The organism is Carnobacterium sp., from assembly GCF_040274945.1.
Classification (GTDB): Bacteria; Bacillota; Bacilli; order Lactobacillales; family Carnobacteriaceae; genus Carnobacterium_B.
The window spans coordinates 122,444-135,050 of record NZ_JBEMAR010000010.1 but is presented as its reverse complement, the minus strand read 5'-3'; the positions used below and the strand labels follow the sequence as shown (position 1 = coordinate 135,050).

General features: G+C 36.0%; 10 protein-coding genes and 1 other annotated feature. Of the genes, 8 read left to right on the top strand and 2 right to left on the bottom strand.

The features are described from left to right. Positions 1-350 precede the first annotated feature (350 nt). Positions 351-1,523: an alpha-hydroxy-acid oxidizing protein gene (locus tag ABS916_RS11315; protein ID WP_350451997.1), complete on the bottom strand. Its 1,173-nt coding sequence runs from the start codon at positions 1,521-1,523 to the stop codon at positions 351-353. 322 nt (positions 1,524-1,845) lie between these two features. Between ABS916_RS11315 and ABS916_RS11310 the strand changes: the two genes are divergently transcribed. The 4 genes from ABS916_RS11310 (at position 1,846) to ABS916_RS11295 (ending at position 7,605) form a co-directional block, all read left to right on the top strand. Then, complete coding sequence (locus tag ABS916_RS11310; RefSeq protein WP_013710242.1) at positions 1,846-2,205, top strand: winged helix-turn-helix transcriptional regulator; 360 nt, start codon at positions 1,846-1,848, stop codon at positions 2,203-2,205. A gap of 77 nt (positions 2,206-2,282) precedes the next feature. Then, positions 2,283-2,530 (top strand) — a binding site (T-box leader). Between the two features lie 91 nt (positions 2,531-2,621). Beyond that, entirely contained in the window at positions 2,622-3,668 is a 1,047-nt protein-coding gene (gene pheS / locus ABS916_RS11305; RefSeq protein WP_350451996.1) for a phenylalanine--tRNA ligase subunit alpha, read from the top strand. A gap of 4 nt (positions 3,669-3,672) precedes the next feature. Beyond that, complete coding sequence (gene pheT / locus ABS916_RS11300) at positions 3,673-6,090, top strand: phenylalanine--tRNA ligase subunit beta (RefSeq protein WP_350451995.1); 2,418 nt, start codon at positions 3,673-3,675, stop codon at positions 6,088-6,090. A gap of 183 nt (positions 6,091-6,273) precedes the next feature. After that, positions 6,274-7,605 (top strand): APC family permease, encoded by a 1,332-nt coding sequence (locus tag ABS916_RS11295; protein WP_350451994.1) that lies wholly within the window; start codon positions 6,274-6,276, stop codon positions 7,603-7,605. A gap of 60 nt (positions 7,606-7,665) precedes the next feature. On the opposite strand, the gene rnhC is transcribed toward ABS916_RS11295, so the two are convergent. Continuing rightward, positions 7,666-8,604: a ribonuclease HIII gene (gene rnhC, locus ABS916_RS11290; protein ID WP_350451993.1), complete on the bottom strand. Its 939-nt coding sequence runs from the start codon at positions 8,602-8,604 to the stop codon at positions 7,666-7,668. Between the two features lie 158 nt (positions 8,605-8,762). On the opposite strand from rnhC, the gene ABS916_RS11285 reads away from it, so the two are divergent. The 4 genes from ABS916_RS11285 (at position 8,763) to trxA (ending at position 12,549) form a co-directional block, all read left to right on the top strand. Beyond that, a complete protein-coding gene (locus ABS916_RS11285) occupies positions 8,763-9,071 on the top strand; it encodes a cell division protein ZapA (protein WP_350451992.1) in 309 nt (102 codons plus the stop codon). Positions 9,072-9,088: 17 nt separating this feature from the next. Beyond that, complete coding sequence (locus tag ABS916_RS11280; RefSeq protein ID WP_350451991.1) at positions 9,089-9,631, top strand: CvpA family protein; 543 nt, start codon at positions 9,089-9,091, stop codon at positions 9,629-9,631. 142 nt (positions 9,632-9,773) lie between these two features. Then, positions 9,774-12,140: an endonuclease MutS2 gene (locus ABS916_RS11275; protein WP_350451990.1), complete on the top strand. Its 2,367-nt coding sequence runs from the start codon at positions 9,774-9,776 to the stop codon at positions 12,138-12,140. A 97-nt stretch (positions 12,141-12,237) separates the two neighbouring features. Beyond that, positions 12,238-12,549: a thioredoxin gene (gene trxA, locus ABS916_RS11270; RefSeq protein ID WP_350451989.1), complete on the top strand. Its 312-nt coding sequence runs from the start codon at positions 12,238-12,240 to the stop codon at positions 12,547-12,549. The last annotated feature ends 58 nt before the right edge of the window (positions 12,550-12,607 follow it).

Genomic DNA, 12,607 nt, shown 5'->3' with positions numbered 1-12,607 from the left:
TAGGACGTTGCCACGCAAATCAAAAAGACATCATCCTCGGATGGTGTCTTTTTTTTGTTGGAATTTTTCTAATGTTTCACGGTTATAGGATAAATGGTATGGATGCTTCAAAATAAAGTTTCTTCATACAGGGCTACAAGCCACCCTATTCCACCAGAAATTTTTGGTGAGTAGTTTGATTCATCTATCAACACTAAAAATTATAGACCCTGTTTTACATGGTACAATCAAAACCATGTCCTTCAGAAACTTGAAATTTTAAACATAACCATTTCTAATCAACAAAAAGACACTCTTGGATAATGAAATATTCATTATCCAAGAGTGTCTTTTATGTTTATGTTTAAATTTTATGCACGAGGGTTATCTAACAAAACAGTGTTCTTAATATCTTCAACTGTCTTGGTCCCAGCAAGCTGCATAACAATCTCAAGTTCATGTTTAAAGTGATCAAAAACAGATTTAACACCTTGTGAACCGCCTAAGGCTAAGCCGTAAATAGCTGGACGACCAATTGCGACTAAATCAGCACCACTAGCTAAAGCTTTAAAGACATGCTGCCCTCTACGTACTCCACTATCAAAAACAACAGGAACTTTTCTATCAACTGCTTCAGCAACACTTTGCAATGAATCAAATGCAGCAGGGCCGCCATCTAATTGACGTCCGCCATGATTAGTCACCCAGATACCACCGGCACCAGAAGCAAGAGAAATCAAAGCGTCTTCTGCTGATTGAACACCCTTAACAAACACAGGCAAACCAGAGTAAGATGCAATAAATTCAACATCTTTAGGACTAAGTACTTGTTTAGAAGAGCCATAAACAGAGTCCATTGATTGTCCAACACCTGATTGATAGGCTTGAACGATGGGCATACCTAAAGGAAAGACAAAACTATTTCGTTTGTCGGCTTCACGATTTCCTCCAACAGTTGCATCTGCTGTTAATACAATCGCTTTTACTCCATTAGCTTTGGCTTCATCCAAAATGTCTCGGTTAATGCCATCGTCTTTACTCATATAAAATTGGAACCATTGCGGAGCACCAGCTCCGGCTTCTGAAATCTCTTTGAATGGTTTATTGGCGTATGAGCTGATAGTCATAATAGATCCAGATTCAGCCACAGCTTTTGCAGTAGCTGGTTCAGCTGCTACGTTAGCAAGACCATGAGCAGCAACTGGAGCCATAATGATAGGTGTAGCTAATTCGCTCCCAAAAACAGATGTACGTTGATCAGGGTGTTCAATATTTTTTAATACACGTGGGACAATGAGTTTATGATTAAAAGATTCTATATTTTGTTTAATTGTCCACAAATCTCCAGCACCACTGGAAATGTACCCGTAACCGCCTGTTGGAATGACTTTTTCTGCTTCTAACTCTAAATCAAAAACATTTATGATATCTAATGGTTTTTCCGCTTCACTCGCCTTATAAGGAACTTTGTTGGCGGACACTGATTCTTCTTTTATATTATCTAAGGAATGATTTATTTGTACGTCTTTTTCAATCTCTGTCATGGTATTCCCTCCAAAAAGTTATAGTTTATGATAGGACTAAGTTTACCACTCTGGAAGAAAAATTCAATTTTTAAGAGAAAATACGATTAATTTAATGAGAATTTGCTTATTGCATTGAAATGTTGTTTTGCAACAGCTAAAATTAAAATGATTAAAAGCGTTGTAAAAAATCTACTACTTTCGATTAAACATTATTTTCTAATTTTGACAAAAATTTGTCTAATTATGACGATTGATTAAAAAAAAGGTTGACAAATGGCGATGGACTACTTACTATTTATAACCAATAATGCTATAATGTTATGAAAGAGGTGAAGAAGATATGATAACCATTAAAGATGAAGAAAAAAGTGTCTATTGTGAATCTAGGCAAAAAAAGATTTGCCCTAAATTTGAACATACATTTGCCATTTTAGGTAAAAAATGGATGGGACTTATCATTGAAGTGTTATTAGAAGGTCCTCAACGCTTTAAAGATATAGCAGCTACTATTCCGAACGTAAGCGATCGTGTGTTGGTTGAACGTCTAAAAGAACTTGAACAAGAAGGTCTTGTAGCTCGTACGGTTGATCCAGATGCGACGATGAGAGTGGCGTATAGCTTAACTGAAAAAGGTCAGGCTTTAAAAGTAGTGATGGCTGACGTTCAAACTTGGGCTGATGAATGGATTTGTGAGGAATAAACACAATCTTATTGGAAAGTACTTGACCTTTAAGTCAAGATTACGTTAAACTAAACAAGTATGTAAAAAATGAATAATTAAAAACTGTGATGGAAAAGAGTAATTTGGATAGTCTAAATCAGAGAGCAAGTGTCATTGGCTGAAAACACTTGAATTAGAAAACCAAATGAACGTTCACTTCCTGAGTTGACTTTGGGAATTACACTAGGCTAGTTAAAAGTAATGAATAAAGTTCCGGTATACGCCGTTATGTAAATGAAGTGTGGATTTTGCGTATGCTTAATTCAAACAAGGGTGGTACCGCGAATGTAGCCTCGTCCCTTTTTAGGGATGAGGCTTTTTGTGTGCTTTAAAATAGCTTGTAGATAGGTTGTAGTAAGTGTTGCAACGATAAATTTATATAAAGGGGAATTAGAATGGACTTAAAAGACAATTTACAATTGTTAAGTAAGGAAGCTGTAGAAAAAATCGAAGCAGCCTCAGATTTAAAAGAACTTGATCAAGTACGTGTAGCCTACTTAGGAAAAAAAGGCCCTATTACTGAAATATCTAAAGGAATGAAGACTGTTTCTCCTGAAGAACGTCCTATCTTAGGTGCACTTGTAAATGAAGTCAGAAATGAAATTACTTCACACTTAGAAACAAAAAAAGCACGATTAGAAATGGAAAAAATTAACCGTGATTTAGAAAGCGAAGCTATTGACGTAACGTTGCCTGGTAGCTCGGTAGCTGTTGGACAATCACATGTTTTGACTCAAATAATGGAAGAGATTGAAGACTTATTTATTGGAATGGGCTATCAAATTATAGAAGGACCAGAAGTCGAAGAAGATAGTTACAACTTCGAACGAATGAATTTGCCTAAAGATCATCCTGCTCGAGATATGCAAGACACGTTTTATATTACAAATGAGATTTTATTGCGCACGCATACTTCACCTGTTCAAGCTCGTACTATGGATAAACACGATTTTTCAAAAGGTCCATTGAAAATGATTAGTCCTGGGAAAGTCTATCGCCGAGATAGCGATGATGCAACTCACTCTCATCAATTCCATCAAATGGAAGGTCTAGTGATTGCTAAAGACATTACAATGGGAGATCTAAAAGGAACGTTAGAAGTGTTTGCTAAAAAACTCTTTGGTGCAGAGCGTGAAATACGTTTACGTCCTAGTTACTTCCCGTTCACTGAACCTTCTGTAGAAGTGGATGTTAGTTGTTTCAAATGTAGTGGAAAAGGTTGTAATGTATGTAAACATACTGGCTGGATCGAAATTTTAGGTGCGGGTATGGTTCATCCAAACGTGCTTGAAATGTCTGGAATTGATGCAACGGTTTATAGTGGTTATGCATTTGGATTAGGTCCAGATCGTGTAGCAATGTTAAAATACGGAATTGATGATATTCGTCATTTTTATCAAAATGATGTTCGTTTTTTAAATCAATTCAAGGTAAAGGAGTAAGACTATGAATGTATCTTATCAATGGTTAAAAGAATATTTAGATTTATCAAAAGTAACACCTGAAGAACTAGCAGATAAAATGTCTCGCACAGGTATTGAAATTGAAGACGTTAGTATACCGGAAACCGGATTGAAAAAAATTGTTGTTGGTCATGCGGTAGAAGTAGTGGACCATCCAGATTCTGATCACTTACACGTTTGCCAAGTTGATATTGGAGAAGAAGAACTGTCTCAAATCGTTTGCGGCGCACCTAATATTGCAGCAGGTCAAAAAATTATTGTGGCATTACCTGGATCTCGTATTACAGGAAATGCAAAAATCAAAAAAGGTAAGATGCGTGGTCAAGTATCGAATGGAATGGTCTGTTCATTAGCTGAGTTGGGTTTCTCTGAAAAAGTGATTCCTAAAAAATATGCAGATGGTATTTATATTTTGCCAGAAGATGCAGTAGCAGGAGAACCTGTATTTCCTTATCTTGCAATGGATGATGCGATTCTAGAATTATCAATCACACCTAACCGTGCAGATGCATTAAGCATGCGTGGAGTTGCTCATGAAGTTGGAGCAATTTACGACCAACAACCTAAATTCCCAACTTTTGAATTAACAGAAGACGAAACAGATTCAGTTGAAAACTATCTTAAAGTGGCTGTAGAAAATAGTCAAGATGCACCAAGTTATAATGTTCGCATTGTCAAAGATGTTAAAGTTGCTGAAAGTCCAATGTGGCTACAAACTAAATTAATGAATGCAGGCATTCGTCCGTTGAATAATGTAGTAGACATTACAAATTATATTCTATTGGAATATGGACAACCTTTACATGCATTTGATTATGATCAATTGCAATCAAAAGAAATCATCGTTCGCCAGGCTAATGATGGAGAAGCTTTAACCACTTTAGATGGAGAAGAACGTTCATTAACTTCTGAAGATATTGTCATCACAAATGGCTCTATCCCGGTAGCGTTGGCAGGAACAATGGGTGGGTTGGATTCAGAAATTGAAGACACCACTGTAACTGTTGCTATCGAAGCAGCTGTATTCAACCCAATTTCAGTGCGTAAAACGGCTAAACGATACAACTTAAGAAGTGAATCAAGTTCGCGTTTTGAAAAAGGGATTAATCTTTCTACAATTACAACTGCTGGAGATCATGCAGCAGCGTTAATAGCTGAATTAGCTGGTGGAACAGTAGTAGCTGGAACGTCTTCTCAATCTGTTTTGGAAATCAAAGACAAAGTTGTCTCTATTACATTAAATAGAATCAACCGTTCATTAGGAACGGCTATTACCATTGAAGAAGTGAAAGCTATTTTTGACCGCTTAGGATTTAGCGTACTAGAAAAAGAGGGTTTATTTGAAGTAGCTATTCCACCACGTCGTTGGGATATTGAAATTGAAGCAGATTTAGTGGAAGAAGTGGCTCGTATTTTTGGTTACGATAATTTACCTTCGACTTTACCAATAAGTCCAGCTCAGCCAGCAGCTTTAGATAATAAACAGCGTCTTGTGCGTCATACGCGTCGTTTCCTAGAAGGAGCAGGACTATCACAAGCCATTAGTTACGTGTTAACAACTCCAGAAAAAGCAACTCAGTACATGATGCGTGAAAGTAAAGCAACACAATTAGAAATGCCAATGAGTGAAGATCGCAGTATACTAAGAATGAATTTATTAAGTGGTTTATTAGACGATGTTAGCTACAATAAAGCACGCAAAAATAAAAACGTTGCTCTTTATGAAATTGGCCGTGTGTTCTATAAAGAAGAAAGCCAAGTTTTGCCAATTGAAGAAGAACATTTGGCAGGTGTATTGACTGGTTCTTTACTGGAAAAGGATTGGAAAGGTCAACCCAAAAAAGTTGATTTCTTTGTTCTGAAAGGTATATTAGAAGAGGTAATAGCTTCATATGGTTTAACAGAAGACATTACTTTTGTTGCAGACAAACAGCGTGATGGAATGCACCCAGGACGGACAGCAGCTCTTTACCTAGGAGAAAAGGAAATCGGATTTGCTGGTCAAATTCATCCTTTGGCAGCAAAAGCGTATGAGTTAGATGAAACGTACGGTTTTGAATTGAATCTACAGGCTATTGTAGAAGCTGAAAAAGAATCAACTGTTTATGAAGCTATTCCGAAATTCCCAGGAATGACGCGGGATATTGCTTTATTAGTAGATGAAACTATTACAAATCAACAATTAGTAGATTTAATTTACAAAAAAGGCGGTAAATATTTAGTTAACGTACGGTTATTTGATATTTATCAAGGCGAGAATATTGAAGACGGCAAGAAATCAATGGCTTATACACTGTCCTACTTAAATCCCACTGCAACAATGGTGGAAGAAGAAGTGTCAAAAGCTTATGATAAAGTAACAAGTGCGTTAATAGAAGAATATCAAGTAGTTGTTCGTTAAATCCAGAGGACTCTAGAAAGTTCACAAGAGAGTTGAGCGTATCAATACTAATGAGCCTTTGAAAAAAATACAAAAGAGTCTTGCTAATAGCAAGGCTTTTTTGTTATGCTAACAAGCACTAAACACAAAGGATTATTTTTATCTTTTGTGCTATCTAGAAAAAGGCAATTCAGGGGGAACTATATGAGAAAGAACGAGTTAAAAAAAGAAGTAAGTGGAATAACAGCATTGACCGTTTTAGTAGGAACAGTTATAGGGGCAGGTATATTTTTTAAACCAACAGCTGTTTACGGCGCAGCTGGTGCTCCAGGATTAGGCTTATTGGCATGGTTTGTAGCTGGAATTATCACAATGGCTGGTGGACTGACGGTTGCTGAAATTGGAACAATTTATCCTCAAACAGGCGGAATGATGATTTATTTAGAAAAAGTATATGGAAGATGGTTAGGTTTTCTAGTCGGATGGGCTCAGATGATCATCTATTACCCAGCGAACATAGCCGCATTAGCTATTATTTTTGCTACTCAATTTGTTAATTTATTTACATTATCCGATAATGTAATTGTACCGACAGCTATTCTAACAGCTATTTTTTTAATGGGCGTAAATTTTTTAGGAACAAAATATAGTGGGCGGATTCAAACAGCGGCCACTATTTTAAAGTTGATCCCTCTTTTAGTTATTATCGTAGCAGGATTGCTTTATCCTGGTGGAGGTGTAGTAAGATTGATACCACTTTCAGTAGAAAGTCATCCAGTTTTGACTAGTTTTGGTTCTGCTCTTATTGCAACTTTATTCGCCTATGATGGGTGGATTAATGTAGGGACGCTTGCTGGAGAAATGAAGAGTCCTGGTAAAATGCTACCAAAAGTGATTATTGGTGGATTATCAATTGTTATGGCTGTCTATTTATTAACAAATATTGCCTATTTGTTTGTCTTAGACAGTAATCAGTTAGCTGGAACGGATACACCTGCAGCTCTAGTTGCTTCACATCTTTTTGATGGAATTGGGAGCAAATTAGTAACGATAGGAATATTGATCTCTGTGTTCGGAGGAATAAATGGGTATATCATTTCTGGCCTACGAGTTCCTTATGCGTTAGCAACTCAGAAAATGTTGCCATTTAGTAACTGGTTTGCCAAAATCAATCCAAAAACCAATTTACCTATCAACGGAGGTATAGTTATCTTAGGAATTGCCATCTTAATGATTTTGACCGGGCAGTTCAATCAACTGACAGATTTAATTATTTTTGTCATTTGGTTTTTTATAACGTTGACGTTTATAGCGGTTATCATCTTAAGAAAAACTCAGCCAAACATTGAACGACCATACAAAGTTCCTTTATACCCAATTGTTCCATTGGTTGCTATAATTGGTGGATTATACATTATCATTAACACTTTAATCGTTCAGCCAGGAAATGCCTTTATTGGGATTTTTCTAACACTTATTGGGATACCTGTTTATCTTTATTGTAAAAAGAAATACGGAATACCTGAAAAAGAATAATGGACCTAAAAAAACTCTACTCGCTGAAGACCAGCGAGTAGAGTTTTTTTAGATGTTTAATCAGCGCAAACCACTGATTTTTTTTGCTTTTTCTGTATTCGCAAAATGTAACTTAGCATAGTTTCTAAGCAATGGGATTCCACCTTGTTTTAAAAGCTTTGCAGCAACTAAATCAATATTGCTGCCAGCACCAGATGGAATTTTGAAACCTGCTTTTGCGCTCAATTCATCAAGACCTTTTAAAAATGCATAACGAGCAATAATAGAAGCCGCCGCTACAGCTAAGTGGTGGCCTTCGCCTTTAGTCTGAAAGTAAACAGACTCTTTTATTTGTTTTGGTTGATCATTGATGTGCTTAAAATAAGTTGCAGGAAGTTCAAATTGATCGATTAAAATACCATCTGGTTTTTGAGGACTGATTTTTTCAATCACATGACCTAAAGCTTGATTATGTAAAATAGCTTTCATTTTACCTTGTGTCATTGTTGGTTGAATAGTATTATATTTTTCAGGCATAACATTTAATAAACTGTGTGGTAAGAAAGTAATCAAGTCTTTTGCTACACGAATAATTTCTGGGTCCTTCATATCTTTCGAATCGCGTACGCCCAATTCCTTTAACAAAGCAAGCTGAGAATGATCGGCATAAGCTGCAACTACCGTTAATGGTCCGAAATAACTTCCGGTTCCGACTTCATCACTACCAATCACTGACCAACTACTAAAATCTTTTGGTAAAGGGGTATTCAAAGATGAAGCAGATGATTCTTTTTTTTTTGGTGGGACAATTGATGCTTTGGATTTCCAAATAGCAGCTTCTTTTTCAGAATCTGCACCTTGAAACAATACTTTGCCAGAGTTGTATCCTGTTACGTTTACAGCTCCTTTTTTAGCAGCAAAAAAAGCACCAGGAGGAGTAGAGGATTTCAAGCAAGTAGTGTAATATCGTTTCATATCTGTTAAGTTTTTTTTCGAAACTAAGAGTACTTCATTAGACATTCTGTCACTCATTTCTTCATTAATTAATCATCTAACTTGTAGTTTACCACATAATTTCATTTGATATGGGCAAGATATTAAAATGAAATGAAAAAATGTGCAACTATTAGGTGATTCATGGTAAAATAAGGGAAATGTAATTTTTAGGAGGGACTGCCATGTCAAAAGGGAAAATTCGATATAAAACTACAATAGCAGGAAGACCCTATACGATTATCGGAGCTAGACCCGAAGAACACATGCGGTCAGTGTCTAAAATGGTAAATGAGCAAATGCAACAAATTGAATCATTATCAAAGGGTTTAGACCCCGAACGTAGAGCAGTTTTAGTAGCGGTTAATGCTGTATCGAATCAAATTGAACTACAAATAAAACTAGATGCTATGCAAAAAAAAATAGCAGAATTAGAAAAGAAATTACAGAAAGATCAGGAATCAAAATTAACTGAAGATAAAATTCCTGAGTAAAGGTGATAAGCATGTTAATGACAGTCCTTATAGTTTTAATTTTAGCCATGGGAGCGTACAGTGGTGCTAGAAGAGGTTTAGTTCTTCAGTTCGTTTTTACAATAGGTTACTTTGTTTCATACTTATTGGCAAGAAATTATTATCAAATGTTAGGATCGCATTTAGAATTGATTGTTCCTTACCCATCTGCTACTGAAAGTAGTCAATTCGTTTTTTATGATCAAGCCTTAGGATTCAACCTAGACGGTGCTTTTTATAACGGTGTCGCATTTATAATCATCTTATTTGTAGGTTGGTTGATCACTCGTTTTATAGGGGGCCTATTGAATGCTGTGACTCTTATTCCTATTATCAAGCAACTAAATACTCTAGGTGGAGCATTATTGAATGTTATTGTTTCTTATATCGCTATCTTTATCATTTTGTTTTTGTTAACAATGGTTCCGATAGATGCTATTCAAGAAGCATTTAGTAATAGTTGGTTAGCACGTACAATAGTAGAAGATACACCAGTCATCTCAGCACAACTGTATAATTGGTGGATAGAATCGTCATTGTAGTAAGAAATATAGTTAAATAGTAAAAAAAAATCGTTTCTCTTAAATTAGGGGGACGATTTCTTAATGTGAATGGTGTGAATGCTTTTTTTGCAACTAAAGAAAACTGTTGAATAAGAATATAATGAAGCGAGAGGTGAAATAGATGAACAAAAAAATCCTTCAAACATTAGAATTTAGTAAAATTATCCAAGCGGTTGCCAATCTTGCTGCTTCTGACTTAGGGAAAGAACAAGCTTTAACACTAGCTCCTTCAATTGATAAAGAAGAAGTTGAATTATGGCAAGATGAAACCGAAGATGGTACAAAAATTATAAAATTAAGAGGCAGCATGCCTATTCCAAAGTTACAGAATGTTCGTCCTCATTTAAAACGATTGGATATCGGTGCTAGTTTAAATGGATTAGAAATTGCTCAAATCGGAAAAATTTTGCGTACGACTTCTGAATTAAATCGTTTCTTTGAGAATTTAAAAGAATCAGGTATTGAAATGAATCGCTTATATGATTTGGCTAAGAACTTTGTTACTACGCCGACTTTGAATCATTTGATTCGTGAAACGGTAGATGAAGATGGCCATGTTTTAGATGATGCAAGTCCTGCTTTAAAAGGGATTCGTACGGGTATTAAAAGAGGAGAAAATAATGTTCGTGAAAAGCTAGATGGAATTGTTCGCGGAAAAAGTGCACAGTATTTAAGTGATGCAATTATTACTATTCGTAATGATCGTTATGTTATTCCCGTTAAACAAGAATACCGCAGTCATTTTGGTGGTGTAGTCCATGATCAAAGTTCAACAGGTCAAACATTATTTGTTGAACCACAAAGCGTAGTTGAGTTGAATAATCGCTTGCGTCAACTTCAAATTGAGGAACGACGTGAAGTGGATCGTATTTTAGCTGAAATTTCGAATGAAATCGCTCCGTATAGCAAAGACATTTTAAATAACATGTTTTTATTAGGTAAGCTTGATTTTATTGGTGCAAAAGCAAGTTATGCAAAAAATGTGGCTGCGAATAGACCTCTAATTCATGAGGAAAACGAAGTGAAGCTATTAAGTGCACGACACCCTTTATTGGATCCAGAGACTGTAGTCGCAAACGATATTTTAATTGGCGGAGAAAATCAAGCAGTTATTATTACAGGACCAAACACTGGTGGAAAAACGATTATCCTAAAAACATTAGGATTGCTTCAATTAATGGGGCAAGCTGGATTACAAATACCCGTTGCTCCGGAGAGTCAAATTGGATTGTTTACTGAAATATTTGCTGATATTGGAGATGAACAATCCATTGAACAGAGTTTAAGTACCTTTTCTTCTCATATGACAAATATTGTATCTATACTAGATCGAATAGATAACAAAAGTTTGATTATCTTTGATGAATTAGGAGCAGGGACAGACCCTCAAGAAGGAGCTGCACTTGCTATAGCTATTCTGGATAAGGTCGGTGCTGTAGGCAGTTATGTCATGGTGACGTCGCATTATCCTGAATTAAAAGCATATGGCTATAACCGTCCACAAACAATTAATGCGAGTATGGAATTTGATGTTGACACACTCAGCCCAACTTATCGATTATTGATAGGTGTTCCAGGTCGAAGTAATGCTTTTGAAATCTCTAAGCGATTAGGTTTGAGCGAAGAAGTTATTGATTCTGCTCGACAACTGATTGATGGAGAAAGTCAAAACTTAAATGAAATGATCTCTGATTTAGAAAATAGACGCAAAATGGCAGAAACAGAGTACCTTGAAGTGCGTCACTATGTTGATGAAGCAGAGCAATTGCATGTGGATCTGCAAACTGCTGTACAGCAATTTTATGCTGAACGTGAAGAATTGATGAAAAAAGCGCGCGAAAAAGCCAATAGTCTCGTAGAAGAAACAGAAGAGACAGCTGATCAGATCATTAAAGATTTACGCAAAAAACAAATTCAAGGGCATTATGAAAATGTGAAAGAGCATGAACTGATTGATGCAAAAACACAGCTATCTGGATTAAGGCAAGAAGAAGCTTTAGCAAAAAATAAGGTATTGAAAAAAGCCAAAGCGAAACAGGTAATGAAACCTGGTGATGATGTGATGGTTCAATCGTTTGGCCAAAAAGGTGTATTAATGGAACGAGCAGATAAAAACCACTGGGTCGTTCAAATGGGAATGTTGAAAATGAAACTTAAAGAAAGTGATTTAACATTAACTGAACCAGAAAAAGAACCGAATCGTAAAATGATTGCATCGGTACGTTCAGAATCAAACAGTCATGTTTCTCCTCAACTAGATTTAAGAGGTGAGAGGTATGAAAATGCCTTAGCTGAATTGGATCGTTACCTAGACGCCGCTCTTTTAGCCAACTACCCTCAAGTTACTATTGTACATGGAAAGGGAACTGGAGCTATCCGACAAGGTGTAACTGAGGCGTTGAAAAGACATCCTTCGATAAAAGAATTCCATTATGCTCCACCTAATCAAGGAGGAAATGGTGCTACAATCGTAGAATTCAAATCTTAAGCTTTTGGGTAGATATTAAAAGTAATCTTTGATATAATGAACAAACAATATAACTTACTATTAATAAGTTATAAAAATGTATTTGGGAGGAATAGCAATGGTACAAGCAGTAACTGACGCAAATTTTGAAACAGAAACTAAAGATGGTTTAACGATTACAGATTTTTGGGCAACATGGTGCGGTCCTTGTCGCATGCAGTCGCCAGTATTAGAAGAACTTGATGAAGAAATTGGGGATCAAGTAAAAATCGTCAAAATGGATGTTGATGCTAATCCAGAAGTTCCAAGTTCATTTGGAATTATGAGCATTCCTACTCTGTTAGTAAAAAAAGATGGAGAAGTTGTTGAAAAATTAATTGGTTACCACAATAAAGAACAAGTCGAAGATGTTATCGCTAAATACAAATAAGTATTAATGCTTAAAAAAGATTGGGACAGTTAATTGTCCCAATCTTTTTTTTGCTACA